Annotated in this window: 19 protein-coding genes; 9 read left to right on the top strand and 10 right to left on the bottom strand. The window is 66.5% G+C overall.

Annotation, left to right across the window (positions count from 1 at the left end):
- Window positions 1-70: 70 nt before the first annotated feature.
- From ACPEES_RS14340 to ACPEES_RS14325, 4 genes are all read right to left on the bottom strand, one after another.
- The gene (locus tag ACPEES_RS14340) at window positions 71-577 is read right to left on the bottom strand and encodes a hypothetical protein (RefSeq protein WP_435104204.1); all 507 of its coding nucleotides are present in this window, start codon (window positions 575-577) and stop codon (window positions 71-73) included.
- A gap of 562 nt (window positions 578-1,139) precedes the next feature.
- Window positions 1,140-4,283, bottom strand: coding sequence for an efflux RND transporter permease subunit (locus ACPEES_RS14335; RefSeq protein ID WP_435104203.1), 3,144 nt, complete (start codon window positions 4,281-4,283; stop codon window positions 1,140-1,142).
- Between the two features lie 5 nt (window positions 4,284-4,288).
- Entirely contained in the window at window positions 4,289-5,425 is a 1,137-nt protein-coding gene (locus ACPEES_RS14330; RefSeq protein ID WP_435104202.1) for an efflux RND transporter periplasmic adaptor subunit, read from the bottom strand.
- Complete coding sequence (locus ACPEES_RS14325; RefSeq protein WP_435104201.1) at window positions 5,415-5,975, bottom strand: PadR family transcriptional regulator; 561 nt, start codon at window positions 5,973-5,975, stop codon at window positions 5,415-5,417. Before ACPEES_RS14325 ends, ACPEES_RS14330 begins: the two co-directional genes overlap by 11 nt.
- A gap of 42 nt (window positions 5,976-6,017) precedes the next feature.
- On the opposite strand from ACPEES_RS14325, the gene ACPEES_RS14320 reads away from it, so the two are divergent.
- Together ACPEES_RS14320 and ACPEES_RS14315 are read left to right on the top strand one after the other, a co-directional pair.
- Window positions 6,018-7,148: a hypothetical protein gene (locus ACPEES_RS14320; RefSeq protein ID WP_435104200.1), complete on the top strand. Its 1,131-nt coding sequence runs from the start codon at window positions 6,018-6,020 to the stop codon at window positions 7,146-7,148.
- 141 nt (window positions 7,149-7,289) lie between these two features.
- Window positions 7,290-8,063: an MBL fold metallo-hydrolase gene (locus ACPEES_RS14315; RefSeq protein WP_435104199.1), complete on the top strand. Its 774-nt coding sequence runs from the start codon at window positions 7,290-7,292 to the stop codon at window positions 8,061-8,063.
- A gap of 18 nt (window positions 8,064-8,081) precedes the next feature.
- Here ACPEES_RS14315 and ribA read toward each other — a convergent pair whose 3' ends face one another.
- Together ribA and ACPEES_RS14305 are read right to left on the bottom strand one after the other, a co-directional pair.
- The gene (ribA, locus tag ACPEES_RS14310; RefSeq protein WP_435104198.1) at window positions 8,082-8,699 is read right to left on the bottom strand and encodes a GTP cyclohydrolase II; all 618 of its coding nucleotides are present in this window, start codon (window positions 8,697-8,699) and stop codon (window positions 8,082-8,084) included.
- Window positions 8,700-8,732: 33 nt separating this feature from the next.
- On the bottom strand, window positions 8,733-9,689 hold the full coding sequence (locus tag ACPEES_RS14305; RefSeq protein ID WP_435104197.1) for a glutathione S-transferase family protein: 957 nt from the start codon (window positions 9,687-9,689) through the stop codon (window positions 8,733-8,735).
- A 118-nt stretch (window positions 9,690-9,807) separates the two neighbouring features.
- On the opposite strand from ACPEES_RS14305, the gene ACPEES_RS14300 reads away from it, so the two are divergent.
- A complete protein-coding gene (locus ACPEES_RS14300) occupies window positions 9,808-11,913 on the top strand; it encodes a TonB-dependent siderophore receptor (RefSeq protein ID WP_435104196.1) in 2,106 nt (701 codons plus the stop codon).
- A gap of 521 nt (window positions 11,914-12,434) precedes the next feature.
- Here ACPEES_RS14300 and wrbA read toward each other — a convergent pair.
- On the bottom strand, window positions 12,435-13,037 hold the full coding sequence (gene wrbA, locus ACPEES_RS14295) for an NAD(P)H:quinone oxidoreductase (protein WP_435104195.1): 603 nt from the start codon (window positions 13,035-13,037) through the stop codon (window positions 12,435-12,437).
- A 127-nt stretch (window positions 13,038-13,164) separates the two neighbouring features.
- Between wrbA and ACPEES_RS14290 the strand changes: the two genes are divergently transcribed.
- Both ACPEES_RS14290 and clpB read left to right on the top strand, forming a co-directional pair.
- Window positions 13,165-14,106, top strand: coding sequence for a LysR family transcriptional regulator (locus tag ACPEES_RS14290; protein WP_435104194.1), 942 nt, complete (start codon window positions 13,165-13,167; stop codon window positions 14,104-14,106).
- A gap of 466 nt (window positions 14,107-14,572) precedes the next feature.
- Window positions 14,573-17,173: an ATP-dependent chaperone ClpB gene (gene clpB, locus ACPEES_RS14285; protein ID WP_435104193.1), complete on the top strand. Its 2,601-nt coding sequence runs from the start codon at window positions 14,573-14,575 to the stop codon at window positions 17,171-17,173.
- Window positions 17,174-17,329: 156 nt separating this feature from the next.
- On the opposite strand, the gene ACPEES_RS14280 is transcribed toward clpB, so the two are convergent.
- Together ACPEES_RS14280 and ACPEES_RS14275 are read right to left on the bottom strand one after the other, a co-directional pair.
- Window positions 17,330-18,529 (bottom strand): ABC transporter substrate-binding protein, encoded by a 1,200-nt coding sequence (locus ACPEES_RS14280; RefSeq protein WP_435104192.1) that lies wholly within the window; start codon window positions 18,527-18,529, stop codon window positions 17,330-17,332.
- 412 nt (window positions 18,530-18,941) lie between these two features.
- Window positions 18,942-20,159 carry an ABC transporter substrate-binding protein gene (locus ACPEES_RS14275; protein WP_435104191.1) on the bottom strand — a complete coding sequence of 406 codons (1,218 nt, stop codon included), beginning with the start codon at window positions 20,157-20,159 and terminating at the stop codon, window positions 18,942-18,944.
- Between the two features lie 274 nt (window positions 20,160-20,433).
- Here ACPEES_RS14275 and ACPEES_RS14270 point away from each other — a divergent pair, with 274 nt between their 5' ends.
- Window positions 20,434-20,946 carry a winged helix DNA-binding protein gene (locus ACPEES_RS14270; protein ID WP_435104190.1) on the top strand — a complete coding sequence of 171 codons (513 nt, stop codon included), beginning with the start codon at window positions 20,434-20,436 and terminating at the stop codon, window positions 20,944-20,946.
- A gap of 262 nt (window positions 20,947-21,208) precedes the next feature.
- On the opposite strand, the gene ACPEES_RS14265 is transcribed toward ACPEES_RS14270, so the two are convergent.
- On the bottom strand, window positions 21,209-22,432 hold the full coding sequence (locus ACPEES_RS14265) for an ABC transporter substrate-binding protein (protein WP_435104189.1): 1,224 nt from the start codon (window positions 22,430-22,432) through the stop codon (window positions 21,209-21,211).
- A gap of 237 nt (window positions 22,433-22,669) precedes the next feature.
- Between ACPEES_RS14265 and ACPEES_RS14260 the strand changes: the two genes are divergently transcribed.
- From ACPEES_RS14260 to ACPEES_RS14250, 3 genes are read left to right on the top strand one after another with little or no spacing between them, the layout of a single operon-like run.
- Window positions 22,670-23,638 (top strand): TRAP transporter substrate-binding protein, encoded by a 969-nt coding sequence (locus ACPEES_RS14260; protein WP_435104188.1) that lies wholly within the window; start codon window positions 22,670-22,672, stop codon window positions 23,636-23,638.
- Window positions 23,639-23,693: 55 nt separating this feature from the next.
- Window positions 23,694-24,197: a TRAP transporter small permease gene (locus ACPEES_RS14255; protein ID WP_435104187.1), complete on the top strand. Its 504-nt coding sequence runs from the start codon at window positions 23,694-23,696 to the stop codon at window positions 24,195-24,197.
- Window positions 24,194-25,495 carry a TRAP transporter large permease gene (locus tag ACPEES_RS14250; protein ID WP_435104186.1) on the top strand — a complete coding sequence of 434 codons (1,302 nt, stop codon included), beginning with the start codon at window positions 24,194-24,196 and terminating at the stop codon, window positions 25,493-25,495. Before ACPEES_RS14255 ends, ACPEES_RS14250 begins: the two co-directional genes overlap by 4 nt.
- Window positions 25,496-25,585: the final 90 nt, after the last annotated feature.

Here is a 25,585-nt window from a genome sequence, read left to right as displayed (position 1 = left end):
CGCCGGCGCGAACGCGTCTTGCCCCCGGGCCGCTGTGGTGCTCTGACGTATGACAATACTTCTGAGAAGATTAGTAAAGGGGTGCCAGGACGAAACCGATAGCAAGCGGGACACAGCCGACGATGATCGCGAACAGCAGCAGGTTCACGCCTATGGCCGCCATGGCCACAATAACGGTCGGCACGACGGTCACAACACACAGACCTGCGGCAAGCGCCGTGAACTTCAACTCGCGCACCCCGAGACGAACCGGTATCCCGGCGGGCAGCCCGGAGCCGCCAAGTATGAATAACCGGTGCAGCGCCACCGTCAGACATACAATCGCAGCGAAGTAAGCAACGCCACTGACCGCGGCCCACTGCGCCTCCTCGGCTAACAAGGGCCCCTTACCCGAAGCCGAAAACCACTGCCAGGCCATCAATACGGCCAAATACACGGCCGCTGGCAACCCCACGAGGAGCAGAAGATATCGCATCCGCGCCAGGACCAACCGCCCGGCCTCATCGAGGCAGTCCGAGAACGACAGGCGAGGCCATGTTCGTGCATCTTCCGTTGCCATCGCATCGCCTTTGCGCATTCAACCCACAATCGCAACGTTGTATTCTCCCGGCCACTGCGGGCTCGAAGTCAACCATCGCCGTGACGACCCCTGCCTCCTAGCGCGGGGGAACCACAACGACTCGAAAGTCACACGAAAACAATGAGGCAGGCAGGAACTCCACGCTGGACTTCTCCCGTCCTTGCATCCGTTGGTGTGGCTTCGCGTCCTGGCAGTCAATCCCCGCTACGCCGCGACCTCCGCATTGCGCCAACGTACCAGCGCACGTCGGGGACCGCCGCAGGCGGTGCCCAACATCGGTCAACCTGTGGGACGGGTGTCGGCTGCCGGGTACGACAGGCGGAGCCCGCGCGGGGGAGAGTCGGTTGCCAAGAGCAACCGACCTACGGCGCCGGCGCGTGCCGGAAGCCGGGTAGGTCGGCTGCACTTGGCAGCCGACATCTCTGCGACGGGTATGTCGGCCAGCGCTGTGCGCTCGCCGACCTGCGGCGACTGTTCAGCGATGGTCATGCACAGCGCAATTGACCGGCAACGCAGCATCACAGCCTGGTAGTCCTGACGTCCGGGTGACCCAACGCCCCTAAGCCGTCATCTCCTCGCCACGCGAGCGCCAGCGTTGCCAGGCGGCATTGACGTTGGCGCCGAGCATCAGCAGGCAGGGGGTGAGCAGCAGCGTGAGTATGGTAGCGAAGGTCAGGCCGCCGGCGATGGCGCTGGATAGCTGGGCCCACCACTGGGTGGACGGGGAGTTGTACTGAATCTCCCGGCCAATGATGTCCACGTTGAGCTTGAGCACCATGGGCATCAGGCCGAGCACGGTGGTAATGGAAGTCAGCAGCACCGGACGCAGACGCTGAACGGCCGTGCGCAGGATCGCGTCCCGCGGCGGCACGCCTTCGGCGCGCAGCGTGTTGTAGGTATCGATGAGCACGATGTTGTTGTTCACGACGATACCCGCCAGCGCGATCATGCCGACACCGCCCATGACGATGCCGAACGGCCGCTGGGTGACCATCAGCCCCAGCAACACACCGGCAGTGGAGAAGACGATCGCCGAGAGCACCATCAACGCCTGGTAGATGCTGTTGAACTGGGTCACCAGGAACAGCGCCATGAACATGACCGCCACCCCGAACGCCTGCATGAGAAAGGCCTGGGTCTCGCGCTGATCCTCGTCCTGGCCGGCGAAAGAAATATCCACGCCTTGCGGCAGGTCCGCCGACGCCAGCGCGTCCTTGAGCCGCTGTACCTGGGTATTCACCAGACGGCCTTCGGCAGCGTCCGCCTCCACCTTGAACACGCGCCGGGCATCCACGCGCTCGATTGTGCCGGTGCGTTTCGCCGGCTCCAGGGTGACGAAGTTGGCGATGGGCACCTGACCGTAGTCCGTGGGCACACGTAGCTGGTCCAGGGTGTCGAGGCTGCGATCGGCGCGCGGGAAGCGCACGCGAATGTCGACTTCCTCGTCGGCGTCGTCGGGCCGGTAATCCGCCACCTTGATCCCGTTGGTCACCATCTGAACGGCATTGCCGACGAGCTGGATATTGGCGCCGTAGCGTGCCGCCTGCTCGCGGTCCACGCGCACGCGCCACTCCACGCCGGGCAGCGGCCGGTTGTCTTCCACGTCCGCGAAGCCGCCCAGCCGGTTCATGACCGCGCGCACCCGCTCCACCGCCGTTTCGAGCACGCCAAGGTCCGTGGCGGCCACCTGGACCTGTATGGGCTTGCCCTGGGTGGGGCCGGATTCAGCCTTGCGCACTTCGACGCCGATGCCCGGCAGCTCGCCGGTGGCACGCCGCATGTCGGCCATGATCTCGGCGGCGGGGCGACGCTCGTCCCAATCGCGAAACTCGAGCTGAATGATGCCGATGGTGTCCGGCGCTGCATTCTGGCGCCCCTGTACATCGCTCACGGTACGCGCGTAGACATGCTCGACACCGTCGAAACCGAGCAGACGCTGCTCGACGGACCGCACCAGGGAATCCTTCTCCCACACCGACAGGTCGCCCCGGGCATGAACCTGCACCTGGGCGAACTCAGGCTCCACGTCGGGGAAGAACTCCATCCCCTGGCCCAGGTAGTAATACGCGGTGTAGGTGCCCAGCAGCGCCGCCACCATGACCGCGAGCACGCCCCCGGGCAGCACGAGCGCGCCTTTCAGCAATCGCGCATAGGCCCGCGTGAACCCGTGCAACGCGCCGATGTCGCCACGCTCGGCGGCCGCCAGCGCCGCAACGTTGGCCTCGCTGACACGCCCGCGCCGGGCGATGAGCCCACCGAGCACCGGAATGAACACCAGCGCCATGGCCAGCGACGCCGTGAGCGTGATGAGCACGGTGATCGGCAGGAACTTCATGAACTCGCCCACCACGCCGGGCCAGACCGTCAGCGGCAGGAAGACCGCAAGGGTCGTCGCCGTGGACGCGATTACCGGCCAGGCCATACGCCGGGCGCCATAGGCATAGGCGTCACGCCGTCCCCAGCCCTCGGCGAGGCGTCGTTCGGCGAGCTCCACCACCACGATGGCGCCGTCGACCAGCATCCCCACCACGAGAATGAGGCTGAACAGCACCACGATGTTCATGGTATAGCCAAGCAGGTGAATGGTGAGGATGCCGGCGAGGAACGATCCGGGAATCGTCAGCCCCACCAGCAACGCCGGCCGCCAGCCGAGCGCGGCGATGATGACGATCATCACCAGCACCACGGCGGCGAGGACGTTGTTCTGCAGATCGCGCAGCATGGTGCGGATCTCCTCGGACTTGTCCTGGAGATAGGCGACCTCGAGCGAGTCGGGCCAGTCCTCACGCGCTTTCTCCACCACCGCGCGAGCGGCCTCGATGGTCTCGATGATGTTGGCGCCGACCCGCTTGGAGACCTCCAGGGTCAGAGCCGGTTGCCCGCCAACCCGGGCGAACTCTTCCGGGTCCTTGTACGTGCGGCGAATGCTGGCCACGTCGGAAAAAGTGACCACCCGGTCACCGTCCACCTTCACGGGGAGGGTCAGCACGTCCTGAAGATTCTCGATCAGTCCGGGAACCTTCACCGTCAGCCGTCCGGCTCCGGTATCCATCGCCCCGGCAGCCACCAGCAGGTTGTTGCTCGAGAACAGCTCGAAGAGATTCGCGTAGGAAACGCCGTAGGTTTCCATGGTGCGGTTGTCGACGATTACCTCGAGGACTTCCTCGCGGTCACCGCCGATGTCCGCCTCCAGCACCCCCGACAACCCTTCCAGCCGGTCCTGCAGATCCCGCGCGATGCGCACCAGCGTGCGCTCCGGAACGGGGCCGGAGAGCGCTACGGTGAGCACCGGAAAGAGCGCGACGTTCACCTCGTGGACGCGCGGCTCGTCGGTCTCCGGCGGCAACTGCGCCTTGGCGATATCCACCTGCTCGCGCACGTCCGCCAGGGCCTCCTCGGCATCGAAGCCCGCCTCGAACTCCATGACGATGGCCGTATACCCCTGGGCGGCGGTAGTGCGCATCTCCTTGACGCCCTCGATGGACTGCAACTCCTTCTCGAGGGGGCGTGCCAGCAGCCTCTCCGCATCCTCGGGGGATATGCCTTCATGGGCGGCGGAGACGTAAATGATGGGAATCGCAACGTCCGGCTCCGCCTCCTTGGGAATGCTGCGATAAGCGCCCCAGCCCATCACCATGATGATGACGAGCAGCAGCATCACGGTGCGGCTGCGGCCGAATGCCGCGTCGATCAATCGGCGCATCGTGCTCAGCCCCGCTCGAGCGCGAGCGCGAGCGCGTCACGCCCGGCGTGTCCATTGAGGTCCAGCGGCGATTCCCCGGCAGTCACCGCCTTGACCGGCTCGCCGTGGCGGACGAATCCGTGCCCCACGGTAATGAGCCTTACCGCCTCCGGCAGGCCGGTGACCCACACGCCGTCGAGCTCGGCGCGCACCACCTCCACCGGATGGAAAGCAACACGCCCGTCGCCGGCGACTGTCTTCACGCCCAGTGCCCCTTCGTCGTTGAGGGCGAGCAACGCCGGCGAGAGAAAGTGGGCTCGCACCGTCTCGATGGGGATGCGCACGGTGACGCTCACCCCGGCGGGAATGCGCACGTCGGCGTTGGCCACTTCCAGCTCCACGCGGAAGGTACGCGTCTGCTCGGTGGCCTCGGAAGCGATATACCGCACCGTCGCCTCGCGCTGCTCGCCGGTGGCGAAGCGTGCCTGTGCCTGCACGCCCTCTGTGACGCTGTCGATGTCCTGCTGGGAGACGTTCACCGCGATCCGCAACGGGTCCAGATCCACGATCCGGCCCACCGGATCACCCGGAGCAAGATAGTCGCCTTCCTCGACATGTCGTTCGTCGAGCACGCCGGCGAACGCCGAGGTGATCCGGGTCTGGTCGATCTCCTCGCGGATCGTCGCGAGCCGTGCCCGCGCCGCTTCCAGGGCGGCGTCGGCGGCGCGGACCCGGGTATCGGACTGATAACCACTGTCGGCAAGCTTGCGCGCGGCCTCGGCCTCGGCCTGACGCTGTTTCACCAGTGCCTGGGCCTCCTGCAGCCGGGCCTGGCGGTCGTTCTGGGCCAACTCGGCAATGACCGTCCCGGCTTCCACCCGTCCACCCTTGGCGACCGGCACCGCCCGCACCCGGCCAGTCACTTCGGCGCGTATGGTCACCACACGCTCGGGCAGCGCCTGCCCCTGAAGCTCCAGACGCCGCGTCACCGCCTCTGCGCGCTGCTCACGGACCTGCACGGTGGTCACCGGCGCGTCCGGTGCTTCTTCGACGTCCGGCTCCGTGCGAGCGCGTTCACCACCGCGCACCACGTAGCCGCTCACCATCCACAACACCAACGCGGCAGCCACGAGCGCCGCCAGCAACCAGGACTTATCTCTCATGTGCCGCCTCTTCCTTGGTCTGCAGATATTCCCGCGTGTGTTCGCGCTCCAGCCGGGGCCGCTCGCGGCGCAGGTAATCGAGCCCCGCCGTGAGCATTGCCTCCCCGAGCCCAGCGGCAAAGCGTTCGCCGGCATGCAAGTGTTCGTCGTCGCCGCAGGAGCGCGCATAGGCCAGCATGGCCGCGAAGTCGGCGTCGCGCTCGTCGAGCAGGGCCCCCAGGCGCTCCGGGGGCAGCCGGCTGGCGAAATGCAGCAACCCGATGAATTCGGAACGCACGCGGTGACGCCCCGGGGAGCGCATCAAGCCGGCTTCCAGCGCGTTCTCGCCGGCCTCGGTGAGACGATAGACCTTCTTGTCCGGACGTCCGTTCTGGCGCACCTCGGTGCACTCGACCAGGCCTTCGTCGTGAAGCGAGGCGAGCGCGGGATAGATCGCCCCGTGGCTGATGTCGAGAAAATAGCCGAAGCACTCGGAGACGCATTTGCGGATCTCGTAACCGGTGGCTTCGCCGCCGGCGAGAACGCCCAGACAGATGGTTCGCGTATCCATATCACCCTCGCGGTCCGAAGAGCGTATATTCACGGATGACATATGACAGATCAACATAACGTGATAAATGGTCGCGGCACTCAGGCGCTGATCGCTACGGCGCTGATCGCGCTCGCTCCGCTCGCGGGTCTCGCACTCGGCGACCGGCCGATCGGCGAAACCCTGCACTGGCCGCCGCAGCCACCGACAATCGATCATCCGGACCTGAATCCATGGGCGTTCGCGTTCGCACTGGCGGTGGTGCTGGTCGCGATCACACCGCTGACGTGGTGGATTGCACGCATGCACCGCGACGGCTGGCGCACCAGGGGCTGGGGGCTGCCGTACTGGGGCTGGGCCGGGGCAGTGCTGCTCGTCGGTAGCTGGGCGTCGGCATGGGGGCTTCTGCCGGTGGCGACGACCGTGCGCGAGCACAGCTTCACCGCGCTGTGGCTGGGCTACGTCGTGGTCATGCAAGGGCTCACCCGGCACCGCGCCGGACGCTGCCTGCTCACCGAGCACCCGTGGCGGCTGCTCGCACTCTTCCCGGCGAGCGCGGCGTTCTGGTGGCTGTTCGAGTACCTCAACCAGTTCGCCGGCAACTGGCAGTACAGCGGCAGCGGGCTGTCCGGATGGGGGTACTTCCTCGTCTCGACGCTACCCTTCGCCACCGTCATCCCCGCCGTGGTCTCGACCCGCGATCTCCTGGCGACCACTCGCCTGCGCCGCGCCTTCCAGCCATGCCCGCGGATTGGCCCCGCCGCTTCGCGCGGCGCGGCCGTGGCGGCTCTCGCCGGGGGCATCGCAGCGCTGATGGCATTGCCACTGGCCCCGGCGGTGCTCTTCCCCGTGGTCTGGCTCGCGCCAACGGCCATTCTCGTCGCCGTTCAGCGCTTCGGCGGCGAACACCGTCTGCTCGACGGGCTGGCACGGGGAGACTGGCGCGAGCTCGAGCTGGCTGCCCTGGCCGGGCTCGTCTGCGGCGTGTTCTGGGAACTGTGGAACACGGCGAGCCTCGCGCGCTGGACCTATGAGATCCCGTACGTGGGCGCGTTACACGTCTTCGAGATGCCGTTGCTCGGCTACGCCGGCTACCTGCCGTTCGGTGTGTGCGCCATCGCCACCGCCACACTCATCCTCGACAGGCCCGGTGCGATTGATCTGGATCAATCAGCGTTCCCGGCGATTCGTTAGTGTCCCTTACCGTATCGCCGCACGCGGCTGCGTCGCAGTGGCGTGATCGGCCCCCGGAAGCACGACGCATGCCCGCTCCGGGACACTGCTGCCCCCGGGCGGCAGGCGGATCCAGTCACATCAAGGAATGAGTAATCGGCGATGGCAACAGAGCTCTACAATGACGGCCGGCACGCCTGCTACGCGTTCTCGAGCCTGGTGACCGGCGAGCACGGCATCCAGGCGAACCAGTTCCTGATTCTCGACGGTGACGATGCCGCATTGGTGGACCCCGGCGGGGATCTCACCTACACGCCACTGTCGCTCGACGTCGGCCGACGCATACGGCTCAAGGAGCTGGACTACGTGCTCGCCTCGCACCAGGACCCGGACATCATCGCCTCGCTGGACCGCTGGCTGATGTATACGGACTGCCGTGTCGTGTGCTCCCGGCTGTGGTCCCGGTTTCTGCCCCATCTCGTACCCGGCTACCAGAGCGCGAAACTCGCCGAGCGGATCATCGGCCTGCCCGACGAGGGCGGCTCGATCACGCTCGGGGCATCCACGATCAAAGTCCTGCCGGCGCACTTCCTGCATTCGGTGGGCAACTTCCAGTTCTACGACCCCACCGCGCGCATTCTCTTCTCGGGGGACATGGGCGCCTCGCTGGTGGATGGGGACGCCGGCGAGCCGGTCACCGATTTCGATGCCCACATCCCGAGCATGCGCGGTTTCCATCGGCGCTACATGGTCGCCAACCGGGCCTGCCGCTTGTGGGCGGCGATGGTGCGGGGACTCGACATCGACTATCTCATACCCCAGCACGGGCGCCCGTTCTACGGCCGCGAGATGATCAACCGCTTCCTCGACTGGATCGAGGCACTGCCCTGCGGCGTGGACCTGCTCGACGAATCCAGTTACCGGGTACCCACTTAGCCCTGTTGCCGGGCGGGGTCAGTCGTCGAAGAGGTGGCCGAACTTCGCGGCCTTGGTTTCCAGATACGCGTGATTGTGGGGATTACGCCCGGCCTGTAACGTCACGCGCTCGGCCACCTCGACACCCGCCCGCGCCAGCCCCTCGACCTTCTGCGGGTTGTTGGTGAGCAGCCGCACCGCGCCCACGCCGAGGTAGCGCAGCATGTCCGCGGCGATGGTGTAGTCCCGTGCATCCGCCGCGAACCCCAGCGCCTCGTTCGCCTCCACCGTGTCCGCGCCCTCGCGGTCCTGTACCGCGTAGGCCCGGATCTTGTTGAGCAGACCGATCCCCCGGCCTTCCTGGCGCAGGTAGACGATAACACCACGGCCGGCACGGCCGATTCGCTCCAGCGCGGCCTCGAGCTGCGGGCCACAATCGCAGCGCTGGCTGAACAGCGCATCCCCGGTCAGGCACTCGGAATGCACCCGTGCGAGCACGGGAGCGCCGTCGTCCACATCGCCCATCACCAGGGCGACGTGCTCACGGCCACCGCCGGGCTCCTCGAAGCCGTGGATGACGAACTCGCCCCATTTCGTGGGAAGACGCGCGGCACCGACGTGTACCGCGCCCGCGCTGTTGGTATTTCGCTCGCTCATTGTCTCGATGCGTGGGTAAAGGCTGTCACGATATCACGCCCCGCGGCCGTGGGGCTCGCTCAAGTCCAGCTCCGGCCCGACGGGGATGATGCCCGTGGGATTAATGCTCGGGTGACTGGTGTAGTAGTGACGCTTGATGTGATCCAGATTCACGGTATCGGCGACACCGGGCACCTGGTAGAGCTCGCGGATATAGGCCCACAGGTTCGGATAGTCCACCAACCGCCGCCGATTGCACTTGAAATGACCCACATACACCGGGTCGAAGCGCAGCAGCGTGGTGAAAAGCCGCCAGTCCGCCTCCGTCAGACGCTGCCCGACGAGATAGCGCTGTCGCCCGAGACGGTCCTCCAGCTCGTCGAGGGCCTCGAACAGCCGGTCCACTGCATCCTCGTACGCCTGCTGACTCGTGGCGAAACCGGCCTTGTAGACGCCGTTGTTCACGCGGTCGTAGACGAAGGCATTGATCTCGTCGATCTCACCGCGCAACGCCTCGGGATAGAAATCCAGTGAGGCATCGCCCCAGGCGTCGAACGCCGAGTTCAGCATACGGATCAGCTCCGCGGACTCGTTGTTGACGATCGTCCCCGTGTGCTTGTCCCAGAGCACGGGCACGGTGACGCGGCCGGTGTAATCGCTTCGCGCCTGCGTATAGACCTGATGCAGGTAGTCGTGGCCGTTGACGTGGTCCGGGGTGGCACCCGGATATTCGCCGAACTGCCATCCCTGCGAGCCCATGTACGGATGCACCACGGAGACGCTGATCACATCTTCCAGACCCTTGAGCTTCCGGAAGATCAACGCCCGGTGTGCCCACGGGCACGCGAGGGACGCATAGAGGTGATAGCGGCCGGGTTCCGCGGGGAAGCGCGCTCGCGGGTCGGCCTCGATCCAGTCGTGGAACTTCGTCGCCGGGCGTTCGAAACGTCCGCCGGTGCGCTTGGTGTCGTACCACTGATCGTGCCAGACACCGTCAATCAGCAACCCCATGACAACCTCCTCATACGAGTCGTAATAAAAACCGTTTGCATTTGCACAAATTTACCTGTTAGCTTTCCCCGCCTTCTGCCCCGCCCTCCCGACCCGGGGACGGCCACAAGGAGGACACATGAGAACAACGCCAGTCGGGCCCGCACTCTGCGCCGCGGCCCTCACCATGACCCCGCTCTGGGCGGCCGCGGCGGACGCCGACACCGGTGGCGATGCCCCATTGATGCTCGACGCACTGGACATCACCGACCAGGTGGCGGCCACGAAGACGCAAACGCCGTACCTGGAAACGCCGCAGTCGGTATCGGTGATCACCAGCGAGCAGGTTACCGAGCAGGGCTCGGAGACGGTGCAACGCGCCACGCGCTACACCCCGGGCGTGTTCGCCAACCAGATCGGCGCCTCCAATCGCTACGATTACCTGGTGCTCCGCGGCTTCTCCGGCGGCAGCATCGACAATACGTTCCTCGACGGGCTGAAGCTCCTCGGCGATGCCGGCACGTTCACGTCGCTGCAGGTGGACCCCTACTTCCTCGAGCGCATCGAAGTGGTCAAAGGCCCGGTGTCCGTGCTCTACGGTCGCGCCTCCCCCGGCGGTATCGTCGCGCTCACCAGCAAACAGCCGTTGTTCACGCCATACCGACAGGTACAGGCGAGCGTGGGCAACCAGAATGCCCGCGGGCTCGGGTTCGATGTCACCGGCCCGGTGGGCAATTCCGACACGGCGGCGTTTCGTCTCACGGGGCTCGCCCGCAGTGCCGATACGCAGTTCGATCACCTCGAGGAAGAGCGCTACGCCCTGGCACCCTCCCTCGCCCTGGATCTGGGTACGGACACACGGCTGACCCTGCGCGCATACCTGCAGAACGACCCGGAGGGCGGCTCCCACAGCGGCCTGCCGGCGGAGGGCACCCTGTTTCCGCGCAACGGGCGCACGATCTCCCGCCACTTCTTCGAAGGCGAGCCGGCGTTCGAGGAATTCCAGCGCAAACAGAACATGTTCGGCTACGAGCTCGAGCACGCCTTCAGCGATACCCTCTCGTTCCGCCAGAATGCCCGCTACGTGCGCGCCGACGTGGACCTGGAACAGGTCTACGCCTACGGCTGGGCCTCGGAGACCGAGCTCAATCGCTACTTCTCCGGCGCCGACGAGGAGCTCGACGCTTTCACCATCGACAACCAGCTCCAGCTCGACTTCGCCACCGCCGCCCTCGATCACCGCGTGCTCGCCGGTCTGGACTACCAGGACCGCAGTGCGGACGTGACCTGGGAGTCCGGCTCGTTCCCGCCCATCGACGCTTTCGACCCGGAGTACGGCGCCGCCCCCCTCACCATCACCACCTCCGCGAAGCAGGACCGCAGCCTGGAGCAGACCGGCGTCTACCTCCAGGACCAGCTCGCCGCCGGCCGCTGGCATTTCTCCCTGGGCGGGCGCTACGACTGGGTGGAGATCGCCAATGTCGACCCCGACACCGGCGAAGGGCCCGGCGCCGACGCCAGCGAGTTCAGTGGCCGCGCCGGGGCGCTGTACCGCTTCGACGGCGGCATCTCGCCGTATCTCAGCTACTCCGAGTCGTTCCGGCCCAACAGCCAGACAGACGAGAACGGCGATCTGCTCGCACCGACCCGGGGCACCCAATACGAAGCAGGCGTGAAAGTGCAGCCCCGCGGGCCGTCGGATCAGTTCTCCGTGGCGCTGTTCCGGATCGACCTGGAGAACGTCGCCACCAAGAAACCCAACGAGACCTTCTACCGCTCGGTGGGCGAGATCCGCTCCCAGGGCGTCGAGCTCGAGGCGCGTACCCGGCTTACCGAGCAATTCGATGTCCGCGCGAGCTATACGTACAACGACGTCTCCTACGAGCGTGCAGACGACGGCACCCAGGGCAACGAGGCCAACCAGGCCCCCCGACACCGCGCTTCCGTATGGGGCACTTACCGCTTCGCGGGCGAGACCCTGCGCGGCCTCCAGCTCGGCCTCGGAGCGGTCTACACCGCGGATCTCTGGGCGGACCCGGAGAACACACGCAAGGTGCCGGATTACGCCATCGTGGACTTCGGCGCCAGCTATGACTTCGCGGCGGCCGGCATGCCCGGGCTGACGGCGCGGCTGAATATCAACAACCTCTTCGACCGCGACTACGTGGCCTCGTGCTTCGATCTCAACTACTGCTACTTCGGCTCGGAACGCACCGTGCGTGCGACGGTGAGCTACGAGTTCTGACCGTACCGGGGCGACATCGGGAACTACTAATCCGATCACAGGTAATGCCACGTGTCAGAGCGCTTGTGCGATTCGGCTGCCAGGCGCGCGAGCGAAGGCGTGGCAAGGCTCACGTCGAGTGAGCGCAACGCCGCAGCCGGGCCGCACAAGCGCTCCCTTCGGGCGAGCCTGTCGGGCGCTCTCGCGGCGTTGCTCGTCGCTCATGTAGCGCTTCGCCTTGCGAGAACGCCCGACAGGCTCGCTGACATGTGGCATTACCTGTGATCGGATTAGTAACAGGCTCACGAGGACGAAACGGCGTTTGACGCCCTTTGCACGCTTTGTCGCCCTTTCGTGCGCTTTGTGTTCTTCCCCGCGTATCACGCTGTCCCACATGCAGAGCAATTCGCAGAGGCCGGGCGCACCCTGCCGCCGACCTCTGCCGGTTCCCCCGATCCATGTCGGGTACCGCCTGACGGCGGTTCCCGACCTACGGCCTGACACCGCCCCGCAGGGCGAACCAGGCGCTGCGCCGTCACGGATCACCCGGCGAGCTTCGCCGCGATCTCGGTGACATGCCGGCCCTGGGCGCGGGCCAGGGATAGCTCCTTGTCACTCGGCTGCCGGCTACCGTCGCCGCCGGCGAGGGTGGCTGCCCCGTACGGCGAGCCGCCGCGGGTCTCGCTGATGTCGAAAAGCTCCTGTCCCTTGGCGTACGGAAGCCCCACGATCACCATGCCGTGGTGCGCCAGCGTCGGCCACGTGCTCAGGATCGTGCTCTCGTTGCCCGCACCGGTACCGGTGGAGGTGAACACGCTCGCGACCTTGCCCACCAGCGCTCCGCTCGCCCAGAGGCCGCCGGTCTGGTCCAGGAACGTACGCATCTGCCCGGCCATGTTCCCGAACCGGGTGGGCGTGCCGAAGATCACTGCGTCATAGTCGGCGAGCTCCGCCGGGGTCGCCTCGGGTACCGTACGGTCGTAGCTCGCGCCAGCCGCACGGGCGGCCTCTTCCGGCATGGTCTCCGGCACGCGCTTGACCACGACCTCGACATCGCCCGCCTCGCGGGCACCGGTGGCGACTTCTTCGGCCAGGCGTTCGATGTGGCTGTACATGCTGTAGTAAAGCACCAATACACGGGTCATCGCTGTTTCCTCCCTAGTGGTTCGAATGCCGAGTACCGAGCCTAGAGAAATCACTGACAGAGACAATCCCGGCGAAAGCGAACATACTGTTGCAATATTAGAAACAAACCACGCGGAGGTATCGTTCATGGACCGGCTGGCAGCCATGCAGGCCTTCATCCGCGTTGCCGACGAGGGCAGCTTCACCGTTGCCGCGGAGCGGCTCGCCGTGTCGAAATCCGTGGTGAGCAAGCAGATCCAGGCCCTGGAGCGGCACCTGGGGGTGCGCCTGTTCAACCGGAGCACCCGGCAACTGCACCTGACCGAACCGGGGATTCGCTTCTACGAGCGCGCGAGCCGCATTATCGAGGATCTCGCCGACGCCGAGCGCACCGTGGGCGATCTCCAGGCGCGCCCCCGCGGGCGGTTGTGCATCAACGTCCCCGTCTCGTTCGCGCTGGGACACCTTTCACCGGCGCTGCCTGAATTCCTCGCGCGCTACCCCGAGCTCAGCGTGGACGTGACCCTGGGCGACCGCTTCGTGGACCTGGTCGAGGAGGGCTACGACCTCTCCATACGCATCAGCGCGCTCGAGGACTCCAGCCTCATCGCCCGGCGCATCGCGCCTTGCGAGAGCTGGGTCTGCGCCTCGCCCGACTACCTCGACCGCCATGGCCGTCCGGATCATCCCCGGGAACTGGCAACGCACCACGGCCTGATCTACGCGTACGCCCGGCCACCACGGGAATGGCAGCTCACGGCGCCGGACGGCACCGTCCACCGCGTGCCGGTCACCGGCCGCGTGCGGATCAACAACGGCGAGATGCTGGTGGACGCGGCACGCGCAGGCGTGGGCATCATCGTCACACCGGATTTCATCGCCTACCGTGCCGTGCGCGCCGGCGAGCTGGTGCGCCTGTTCCCCGACCACCGCGGCCCCGAGCTCGCCATCCACGCCGTCTACCCCTACACGCGCCACGTCCCCGCCAAGGTGCGCGCGTTCATCGACTTTCTGCTCGAGCGCTTCGGCGACGGCGCGCCGCCGTGGGCGTGGACGCGACTCACGCGCGAGTCGCGAGAATCAAGGTGAAAGTTCAAAGTTGAAAGCCTCCGCCCCGCCGTCCGGCGGCGCGATGTCGCGTCGCTAACGAGGCAGCATCGTCGTAGGTTGGCGAGCGCGAAGCGCTGGCCGACATTCCAGGCGCGATGTAGGTCAACTACTGGCGCGCTCGCCAACCGCAGCGGGCGGTCGATGCGAAGTGCGCCGCGGCCGGCATGATCCATCACGGCCGAGGGCCATACGTCAGACCGTGCGGTTGCGTCACGATGGCTCGGTCCCGGCTAGTAAGGGATGTTAGATAAGAGTCTCAAGAGGAAAGTTCGATGCCGCAGGCACCATGTATCCATGCGAGCCGTGGGGCGTACGGCACGACCCTCCCCCTTTGAACTTGCTACTCGGAACTTGCAACTCACTCGCGCGAGTTGGAATCCCCGCCCCAATCCCCCATCTTCACCCCCAGATACGCATTCGACTTTTCCGACGAGGTCTACCGCTCATGCGAATGGACAAGCTCACGACGAAATTCCAGGCCGCGCTGGCCGAGGCGCAGTCACTGGCGGTGGGGCGCGACCACCAGTTCATCGAGCCCGAGCACCTGCTGGTGGCCATGCTCGACCAGGAAGGCGGTGGCGTACGTCAGCTCCTGCAGCACGCGGGGGTGAACGTCAACTACCTGCGCTCACAGCTCGGCGAAGCCCTCGATCACATCGCGCAAGTGGAAGGCGCCGCCGGCGACGTGCAGATCGCCAACGATCTGGGGCGTCTGCTCAACGTCACCGACAAGCTCGCCCAGAAGCGCAAGGACCAGTACGTCTCCAGCGAGTTGTTCGTGCTGGCACTGGCCAGCGACGACAAGGCGAGAGCGGCAACCATTCTCAAGCGCGCCGGCGCCGACAAGGCGGCGCTGGAACGCGCCATCGAGGAGGTACGCGGGGGCGAGAACGTCTCTGACCCCAACGCCGAGGACCAGCGCCAGGCACTGGACAAATACACCATCGATCTCACCGAGCGCGCCGAGCAGGGCAAGGTGGACCCGGTCGTCGGCCGCGACGACGAGATCCGGCGCACGGTGCAGGTGCTCCAGCGCCGCACCAAGAACAACCCGGTGCTCATCGGCGAGCCCGGCGTCGGCAAAACCGCCATCGTCGAGGGTCTCGCCCAGCGCATCGTCAATGGCGAGGTGCCCGACGCGCTCAAGGACCGCCGCCTGCTGTCGCTCGACATGGGCGCGCTGGTGGCCGGCGCGAAGTACCGCGGCGAGTTCGAGGAGCGGCTGAAGGCCGTGCTCAAGGATCTCGCCAAGCAGGAAGGCCGCATCATCCTGTTCATCGACGAGATTCACACCATCGTCGGGGCCGGCAAGGCCGAGGGCTCCATGGATGCGGGCAACATGCTGAAACCGGCCCTGGCCCGGGGTGAGCTGCACTGCATCGGTGCCACCACGCTGGACGAGTACCGGCAGAACATCGAGAAGGACGCCGCGCTGGAGCGGCGCTTCCAGAAGGTGCTGGTGGACGAACCGAGCGTCGAGGACACCGTCGCCATTCTGCGCGGCTTGAAGGAACGCTACGAGGTGCATCACGGCGTGGAGATCACCGACCCGGCGATCGTCGCCGCGGCCACGCTCTCGCACCGTTACATCACCGACCGGCACCTGCCGGACAAGGCCATCGACCTCATCGACGAGGCGGCGAGCCGCATCCGCATCGAGATCGACTCCAAGCCCGAGGAAATGGACCGCCTCGACCGCCGCCGCATCCAGCTGAAGATCGAACGCGAGGCGCTCACCAAGGAATCCGACGAGGCCTCGAAGAAACGCCTGGCGACCCTCGACGAGGAGCTCGCCGAGGTCGAGCAGCGCTACGGCGAGCTCGAGGAGGTCTGGAACAGCGAGAAGGCGGCGGTCGAGGGGACGCAGAGCATCAAGGAAGCCCTGGAGCAGGCCCGTCAGGAGCTCGATACCGCTCGCCGGGCCGGCGACCTCGGACGCATGTCCGAGCTCCAGTACGGGCGCATCCCCGAGCTGGAGCGCCAGCTCGATATGGCGTCCCAGGCCGAGATGCAGGAGATGCGGCTGCTGCGCACGGAGGTCACCGACGAGGAGATCGCCGAGGTGGTCTCGAAATGGACCGGCATCCCGGTCTCCAAGATGCTCGAGGGCGAGAAGGACAAGCTCCTGCGTATGGAAGAAGCCCTGCGCAGCCGGGTCATCGGCCAGGATGCCGCGGTCAGCGCGGTCTCCAACGCCATCCGCCGTGCCCGCGCGGGCCTCTCCGACCCCAACCGCCCCAACGGCTCGTTCCTCTTCCTCGGCCCGACGGGCGTGGGCAAGACGGAACTGTGCAAGGCGCTCGCGGCGTTCCTCTTCGATACCGAGGAGGCGATGATCCGCATCGACATGTCCGAGTTCATGGAGCGCCATGCCGTCGCCCGCCTGGTGGGCGCACCGCCGGGGTACGTGGGCTACGAAGAAGGCGGCTATCTCACCGAGCACGTGCGCCGCAAACCCTACTCCGTGATCCTGCTCGACGAGGTGGAGAAGGCGCATCCGGACGTGTTCAACATCCTGCTGCAGGTGCTCGATGACGGCCGTCTCACCGACAGCCACGGGCGCACGGTGGACTTCCGCAACACCGTGATCGTGATGACCTCGAACCTGGGCTCGCACCTCATCCAGGAGAAGGCGGGCTCCAGCTACGAGGAGATGAAGAATGCGGTCATGGATGAGGTCACGCACCACTTCCGCCCGGAGTTCGTCAACCGCATCGACGACGTGGTGGTCTTCCATGGCCTCGGCCGAGAGCACATCCGCCACATCACCGAGATCCAGACCGCCTATCTGAATCAGCGGCTCAAGGAGCGGGATCTGGCGCTCGTGCTCTCCGACGCCGCGCTGGACAAGCTCGGCGAAGCGGGCTTCGACCCGGTCTACGGTGCCCGACCGCTGAAGCGGATCATCCAGCAGCGTGTGGAGAACCCGCTGGCCCAGGCCATCCTGAGCGGCACCTACGAACCCGGCGATCTGATTCGCGTGGACGTCTCCGGCGACGAGCTCACCTTCAGCAAGGCACCGCAGGAGGAAGCCGCCACGGCCTGAGCAACCGGGCCCACGGGCACCGCCCGATGCGGGCGGTGCCCGTGGGACACCGGCGGATTTGCGGCGGCAGCGCTACCACGGCGCAACCATCTCGGAGCGGCTGGCAGGGACTCCCCCTGCACCGGCAAGCGCCGCGGCGGTAGGCACGCCTCTGGCCTATTCAGCACATCCGCTGCCGGGCGCCCCGAAAGCTTCTTCCCCCGGAATCGTGCGCACCACGCGCAGGTAGTCCCAGGCGCCTTCGGCCTCGTCCGGGGCCTTCACCTCCACCCGGTACATATCGTGCACCATGCGGCCGTCGGCGCGAATGTGGCCATCGCGGGCGAAAAAGTCGTTCACCGGCGTCGCCTTCATGCGCTCGACCACGGCGGTGCCCGCATCGTCAGCCAGCGCCGCCACCGCATCCAGATAATGGCGAACCGCCGAGTACGTCCCCGCCTGCGCCATGGTGGGCATGGTGCCGGTGCGGTCGAAAAAGCGCCGCGACCACTCGCGGCTCGCCGCGTTGCGGTTCCAGTAGAAGGCGGTGGTGAATCGCAACCCCTCGGTGAGATAGATGCCGAGACTGCGAATATCCGTGAGGAACAACAGCAGCCCCACCATCTGCTGGCCGTTCTGCGCCATGCCCAGCTCATAGGCCTGCCGGATCGCGCGCTGGGCATCCTCGCCCGCATTGGCGAACGCCACCACGTTGGCTCCGGAGGCCATCGCTTCCTGAATCTCGGGGGCGAAGTTGCGACTCTCGTGGGGAGCGAGCACGTTCCCCAGCACCTCACCACCGTGGTGCTCCACCGCCGCGGAGACCTGCCGCTCGAGGATGTGGCCAAAGGCATTGTCGGCGGTAACGAAATACCAGCGGTCGGCACCGGCCGTAACGCGCGGCGCAATATTGCCCGCCGCGAGTGCGCGCGTGTCGTAACTCCAGTGGATGCCGGTCCGTGTACAGGCGTCGCCGGTGAGCGCGGTGGACGCCGCCCCGCTGGTGAGCGTGACGATATCCCGTTCCGCTGCCCACTGTTGCAGCGCGATCGCCACCTCCGAGCCCACCGGGCCGATGATCATGTCCAGGGGTTCGTCCCGGTGCAGTTTCTCTGCTGCGGCAACGGCCCGTTCCGGGTCCAGATCGTCGTCACGCACGACGATCTCTACGGGATTGCCGCCAACCGCGCCACCGACATCCTCGACGGCCATCTCTGCGGCGGTGACGATGCCCGGTCCGCCCCAGTCCGAGTAGATCCCGTGGAGATCGGTAATGACACCGACACGCACGACGTCGTCGGATACAGTGCCCGTTGCGGACAGCGGCAATAGCAGGCAGATGCCCGCAGCCAGTGCGCGAAGCCTGTTCACGTCCATGGCCCCTCCTTGTGCAGGTCGTTATGGTTGTTGTGCGACCGATGACAATATTACTAATCTTCTCAGAGGTATTGTCATGTGTCAGAGCGCCAGAGCGGTTCGGGGGCAAGGCGCGCTCGCGCCGGCGTGGCCGGGTCACGTCAAGCGAGCGCAACGCCGCCACCGGGCCGCTGTGGCGCTGCCTTCGGGCCGGACTGTGCGCCGATGGGGTCTGCGTTGCTCGCCGCTCATGTAGCCCGGCTACACCGCGCGCCTCGCGCCTTGCCCCATCGGCGCACAGTCCGGCTGACGCATGACAATACCTCTGAGAAGATTAGTAACCCGAGCGCGGGTATTGCCACGCGCCGGAGCCCCTCGGGCGCTGTGGCGACCGCGCCCGGGCCGGCCATGGCAACGGCAGTGGCGACACCACTCAGTGAACGCCGGGACAACGGCCCTCGGTCATCGGCCGGAACGCCTGCTCGCCGGGGATGGTGGTCAGCACGTCGAGGTAATTCCAGGCGCCACGACTGTCGAGGGCGCTCTTGACCTCCACGAGCATCATGTCGTGCACCATCCGTCCGTCTTCGCGGATATGCGCATCGTTGGCGAAAACCCCGTCGTCCACCGGGCGCTCGCCCATGGCCGGGACCACCGTTGCGGCGCTGTCCTCGCCAATGGCGTCCACGGTTTCCAGATAGTGTCGCGTGGCGGAATACACGCCGGCCTGTGGCATTGTGGGCATTGCCCCCTGGAGTCGTTGAAAGTGCTGCGACCACGTCCGGGTGGCCTCGTTGCGATCCCAGTAGAAGCTGGTCGCATAACGCAGCCCGGCGGTGACGTATAGGCCCAGGCGGCGGATATCGTTGATGTAGAACTCCAGCGCCACCGGCGTCACGCCGGCCTGCTGCACGCCCGCCTCGTAGGCGCCGCGGATTGCCGTGTGCAGATCGCTGCCGCCCATGGCGAGGCCGATGACCTCCGGCTCCGCCTCCAGCGCCGCCCCGAGCGCCGGGAGCGCGTCGGCGACGGGCTGCTGCAACAGTGTTTGCCCCACCACGGTGCCTCCCATGTCCTCGACCGTCGCCGCGGCGGACGCCTGTAGATCATGCCCGAATGGGACGTCGGCGGTGAGGAAATACCACCGCCGAGCGCCTTCCTGCATGGAGGCACGCACCGTCGCGGTCGCGGTGGCGTTGGTATCGAATCCCCACTGCACTGCCACCGGGGAACACGACTCATTGGTGAATGCCGTGCTGGATGGCCCGCTGTGCACGATGGCAATATCGTGCTCCTCGGCGAATGCCTGCAGCTTCAGGCCCACCGACGAAGCCAGGTGGCCGGTGACCAGATCCACCGGGGTATCGGCATGAATACGCTTGAGTGTCCGGCGGGCATGTTCCGGGTCGAGCTTCGAGTCCGCGGTGATCACTTCCACGGGGCTGCCGGCGACCTCGCCACCGAGAGCCGTCGCGGCCATCTCCGCGGCGGTGACCGAGCCCTGCCCGCCGCTGTCGGAATAGGCACCGCTCATGTCGCTGATGATGAGCACGCGCACGACGCCGTCGGAGACGGCTGCCACTGCCCCGCCGGCGTTGACCAGCCCCGCGGTTGCCAGCGCCACGCCGGCGAACACGCCCTTGATTGCCATCCAGTCGCCCCCTCTCGATTCACGGTTACGGTTGTTGTTCGTTAGGGGCGCACGTTATACACAAGCATCAGCCGTTCAGCCAGAGCGACCCGGACACGGCTCTCCCCCCCGCACGGCCACGGCCGGACCACCGCCGGCCCCCACCGGCACCGGCGTTGGTCACTGCTCGCCATAGCCGTATCCTGTAGGGAACGCACGGCCGCCATCGTGCACCGCTGCAACCATTCGAGAACCGGACGGAACACCCGATCACCGGTCATGGAGTACTTCGATCATGCCCAGCCGTGAACCCATCGTCTCCTCGGCCCATCTCATGTCCGAGCGGGGCGGGGAACTCAGCCAGTTCGAGTACGCACTGATCATCGCCAGTCACGCTTTCCAGCGCTGGATGGTGCACTGCGCCGCCGCCGCCGGCGTGCCGGATCTGTCACCGCTGGACGTCCTGGTGCTGCATCACGTCAACCACCGCGGGCGCGAAAAGACGCTCGCCGGCATCTGCCTGCTGCTCAACATCGAGGACACGCACCTGGTGAACTACGCGCTGAAGAAGCTGCGGCGCCTGGAGCTGGTGGAAGGCGGCCGGCGCGGCAAGGAGGCAGCGTACTCCATTACCGAGGCGGGCCGGCAGGTGTGCGAGCGCTACGGCGCCATCCGCGAAACCTGCCTGGTGGAAGCGCTGGAGGCCCTCGGCGGCGCCCGCAGCGAGGATCTGCAGCGCATCGCCACGCAGCTGCGCGCGCTTTCCGGACTCTACGACCAGGCCGCACGCTCGGCCACGTCGCTATGACCGTGGTCCACGCAGACGCCCACCAGCGAGCGTGACGGTATGACCTGCCCGTGGGCCACCATGCGGGGCCCACGGGCAGGTCAAAGGCGGCGAATAGTTACTACTAGTCGTCTCAGAGGTATTGTCATGCGTCAGAGCGCCAGAGCGGTTCGGGGGCAAGGCGCGCGAGCGAAGGCGTGGTGAGGCTCACGTCGAGTGCGCGCAACAACGGCAGCCGGGCCACCCGACAGGCCGCTGACAGGTGGCATGACCTGTGATCGGATTAGTACCCGGCGACCCTCTCGCACCGACTCTCTGACAAAGGCAGGAAAACCTCGTCGCCGGGCAGCGTTCGTTGAATGCGCAGGTAATCGGCGGCTCGGGTGATCTCCGTCGGCGGCTTGACCGTGACCTGGTAGAGGTCGTGGATCATCTGCCCGTCAGCACGGACGTAGCCGTCGGTGGCGAACACGCCGTCATCCACGGGCCGCTCGCGCATCGCCTCGAGTACAGTCGCCGTGTCGTCGTCGCCGACGGCCGCCACCGCCTCCAGATAGTGGCGCACGGCGGAGTAGGTGGCTGCCTGCAGCGAGGTCGGAACCGCACCCTGCAGGCGGCGGAAGCGCTCCGACCAGGCGCGCGTGGCCTCGTTGCGATTCCAGTAGAAGCTGGTGACGAACTCCAGCCCCTGGGTCACGTAGGGGCCGAGGCGGCGCAGGTTGGCGATGTAGAGCTCCATGACCACCAGCCGCACATCCCCGCGTGCATCCCCGGCCAGCGAACGCGGCTCATAGCTCGCGCGAATCGCGTTCTCGATATCCTCCGTGCCCACCGCAAGCGCCACGGCGTCCGGGTTGGTCGCGAACGCATCGGCGAAGGGCTCCATGAGATCGGTGACGGGGTACGCCACCATGCGCTCGCCGGCGATGGAGCCGCCGGCAGCGAGCACATCCTCGGCGGCGCGATCACGCAGCTGCTGGCCGTAGACATAGTCGGCGACCAGGAAGAACCAGCGATCGGCGCCACCGCGCACCATCGAGCCGATGCCTTCGCCAACGGCATGCATGTCGAAAATCCAGTGCATGCCCACCGGCGAGCAGGCCTCATTGGTAAGGCTGTCGCTCGAGGTCCCCGTATGGATGATGGCGACCCCCTCGCTCTCGGCATACGGCTGGATATGACGACCCACCTGCACGGTCATGTGGCCGGTGACCAGATCCACCGGCGTGCTCTCGTGCACGGCCTCGAATGCGGCGAGGGCCTGCTCCGGATCGGCACCGGAGTCGCGCACCACGAGCTCCACCGGCGCACCGGCGACCGTCTCCCCCACATCCTCGACAGCCAGTTCCGAGGCCACAACGGTGCCCTGGCCGACCACATCCGAAAACGCACCTTTGAGGTCCGTAAGCACCAGCACGCGCACCACGCCATCCGAGACGGCCCCCGCGGTTGCACTGGTAGCCAGCGCCAGCATGAGCACACAACAACGCAACAAACGGCCGCCCATTGTGCCGTCCCCCCTTTGTGTTTCTTGTATCCATTTAAGTTAAGAGGGAGAAACACTTACACGAGTCTATGTACACAGTCCAGTGGCGACAGTCGGTGTCTATACTTTCGTGGGATGCGACACGAAAAACTTTACGGGTAATGATTTAATGTATTTTATCGACGATTCGTTGACATTTTGTATTTGTTGAGCAGACTACCACCTGAGCCACGACAACAGCACACGGGGAGGAGACCCATGAAACGCTCAGTCATCCAGCTCACCGGTGCCGCGCTGGCGCTGGTCACCGGCATCGCCGGCGCTGCCACCTGGAACATGGCCACGCCCTATCCCGATGCCACCTTCCATACCCAGAACATCCAGCAGTTCAGCGAGGACGTCGCCGAGGCCACCGACGGCGGGCTCGAGATCACGGTCCATCCCGCTGGCTCGCTGGTAAAGCACCCCCAGATCAAGCGCGCAGTGCGTACCGGCCAGGTTCAGGCGGGCGAGGTATTCATCTCCCTGCTCGGCAACGAGGACCCGGTCTTCGCCGTGGATTCCATCCCCTTCCTCGCCACCGGCTACGACGACGCCCGGGCGCTGTGGCAGGCCTCGCGCGAGGCGATCGCCTCACGCCTCGCCGAGGACGGCATCAAGCTGCTCTACGCGGTACCGTGGCCGGCGCAGGGGCTTTACACGTCCGAGGAGGTCACCGATGTCGGCGACCTGAAAGGGCTCAAGTTCCGCGCGTATAACGCGACCACCTCGCGGCTCGCCGAGCTCGCCGGCATGGTGCCGACCCAGGTGGAAGTGCCCGAGATTCCGCAGGCGTTCTCCACCGGCATCGTCGAGGCGATGATCACATCACCCTCCACCGGGGCCAACTCCAAGGCCTGGGACTTCGTTGACCGCTTCTACGACATCCAGGCGTGGGTGCCCAAGAACATGGTGATCGTCAGCCAGCGCGCGTTCGACGCCCTGGACGACACCACGCAGCAGGCGCTGCTCGATGCCGCCGCCACCGCCGAGGAACGCGGCTGGCGCATGAGCCGCGAGGAAGCCGAGGCCAAGAAGGCGATTCTCGAGGAAAACGGCATGCAGGTGCTCGAGCCCTCCGAGGCACTCATGGACGGCCTGCGCGAAGTCGGCACGACCATGACCGACGAATGGCTCGACGATACCGGCGCCGACGGCGAGGCCATCATCGAGGCCTACCGCCAGTGACCCTGCACGCCGGCGGGCGCGCCTCGCCGCCCGCCGGCGCTCCCAAGGAGACGCCATGCGACGCTTCCTCGACACCCTCTACCTGGCGAGCGGTGTAGCCGGCGCCGTGTGCCTCGCGGCCATCGCCGTGCTCGTGCTCGCCCAGACCGGCGGCCGGCTGCTCGGCGTGGTGGTCCCGTCGGCCAACGAGCTCGCCGGCTTCTGCGTAGCCGCCTCGGCCTTCCTGGCACTGGCCTATACCTTCAACCACGGCGGGCACATCCGCGTGCGCGTGCTCATCGACCACGTCCCCCGGCGCCTCCATCGCGCCCTGGACCTGGTGTGCCTGGTGGTGAGCATGGCGCTTAGCGCCTATGCGGCGTGGTGGACCATCGACCTCGTACGCGGCTCGCTGCGGTACGGCGATGTCTCGCCGGGCCTCGTCGCCGTGCCGTTGTGGATCCCCCAGGCGGGCATCGCCCTGGGGCTGGTGGTGTTCACGGTATGCCTCGCCGACAACCTGATCTGCCTGCTCCGCGGACGGCCGCCCCACTACGCCGAGGGGGGTGACCGCCCATGACGATCATGGAAGTCGGATTGTTGCTGGTTCTCGTCCTCTTCGCGCTCCTGGGGAGTGGCGTGTGGGTGGCGATCAGCCTTCTCGGCGTCGCCCTGGTGGCGATGTGGGGCTTCTCCTCGGCACCCACCGGGCTCGCGCTGGGCACCAGCCTCTGGGGCTCGGTATCGAGCTGGTCGCTGGCGCCGCTGCCACTGTTCGTATGGATGGGCGAAATCCTGTTTCGCTCGCGGCTGTCCGAAGACATGTATGCCGGGCTCGCACCATGGTTGCGACGCCTGCCGGGACGGTTGCTGCACGTCAACGTGCTCGGCTGTGGCGTGTTCGCCGCCGTATCCGGCTCGTCGGCGGCGACCGCCGCCACCGTGGGGCGGATGTCCATACCCGAGCTGCGCCGCCGCGGCTACGACGAGCGCATGATCATCGGCACCCTGGCGGGCTCCGGTACCCTCGGCCTGCTCATCCCCCCGTCGATCATTCTCATCGTCTACGGCGTGAGCGCGGAGCTGTCCATCGCGCGGCTGTTCGTCGCCGGCATCCTGCCCGGCCTGCTGCTGGTGCTGATGTTCATGGGTTACATCGCCGCCTGGTCACTGCTCAACCCCCGCCACACCCCGCCCGCGGATCCCGCCATGCCGTTCATGCAGCGTCTGCGCGCCTCGGCACGGCTCATCCCGGTGATCCTGCTCATCGCCGGCGTGATCGGCTCGATATACGCAGGGGTGGCAACGCCCACGGAAGCGGCGGCCATCGGGGTTGCCGGGGCTCTGATCCTCTCCGGGCTCACCGGCGGGCTCACCTGGGAGAGTTTCCGCGACGGCCTCATGGGCGCCACCCGCACCGCCTGCATGATCGTGTTCATCCTCGCCGGCGCAGCCTTTCTCACCACGGCCATGGGCTACACCGGCATCCCCCGGGAGCTCGCCGCGTGGATCGCCGCCATGAACCTGTCGCCGGCCGCCCTGCTCGCCGCGCTGACGGTGTTCTTCGTGGTGCTCGGCTGCTTCCTGGACGGCATCTCCGTGGTGGTGCTCACCACGTCGGTGATCCTGCCCATGGTCCAGGCGGCGGGCATCGACCCGCTGTGGTTCGGCATCTTCCTGGTGATCGTGGTGGAGATGTCGCAGATCACGCCACCGGTGGGCTTCAACCTCTTCGTCCTGCAAGGACTGACCGGCAAGAACATCTTCCGCATCGCCGCGGCCTCACTGCCGTTCTTCCTGGTGCTGCTCCTGGCGGTGGTGATCATCACGGTTTTCCCCGAACTCGCCACCTGGCTGCCTCAGCAGATGGGACGGTAACGAACGTGACGACAACGGCCGGGAAGATGAACCACGAGGACATGAAGGCCGCGAAGGGCCACGAAGCGTTGAGAAGATCGTTCGGCGCGC

This window comes from Arhodomonas sp. AD133 (assembly GCF_051195215.1).
GTDB lineage: Bacteria > Pseudomonadota > Gammaproteobacteria > Nitrococcales > Nitrococcaceae > Arhodomonas.
The sequence above is the reverse complement of the archived record's forward strand: the minus strand, read 5'-3'. Positions and strand labels throughout refer to the sequence as shown.